Source organism: Vibrio sp. YT-19(2023) (assembly GCF_033337395.1).
Genome location: NZ_JAWOQN010000881.1, coordinates 1 through 570, shown reverse-complemented (window position 1 = coordinate 570; position 570 = coordinate 1). Strand labels below are relative to the sequence as shown.

1 protein-coding gene is annotated in these 570 nt (G+C 51.8%); it reads left to right on the top strand.

Annotated elements, in window-relative coordinates; genetic code table 11:
* On the top strand, positions 1 to 570 hold a 570-nt coding region (locus R7E78_RS28970; RefSeq protein ID WP_318058998.1), incomplete at both ends, for a glycoside hydrolase domain-containing protein.

The following is a 570-nucleotide window of genomic DNA, read 5'->3' as shown; positions in this document are numbered from 1 at the left end:
AACCGGGTTATGTGGAAGGTTTGAAAGTCGATAAATACGACGAGCTCGTGAACGAGTCGGTGTCTTACGGTCTTGAGAACGCATACTACGACTGGTGTATCGCTCAGATCGCTAAACTTGCGGGCAACGACCAGCAGTACGGCCGCTACATGGCACGCTCTGAATCGTTCAAGAACTACTTCGATTACAACCCAGAGCAATACGGCAAACTGCAAGACACCAAAGGCAACGCATTGGGTGCAACGGGCTTTATGCGTCCGGCTTACATGAACAGTGGCAGCAAGGTTTGGGCAAACAACCTGAAAGCCGAATGTTTGGACGAGAACATGGCGCTATCTATCCCAGACGGTATGGACTACAACGCGTGTAAAGACCGCAAAGCGCTCAACGAAAACGATGTTTTCTGGCCTTACCGCGCCGAGCACCGTGGTGAAGACTTTACCGAAGGCAACACATGGCAATGGACATGGTTTGCACCGCACAACTTGAACGGTCTGGCTAACGTGATGGGCGGCGAGCACATCGACCGCACTGACTTCTCTCTTCCAGAAGACGTAACAGAACAAGGCA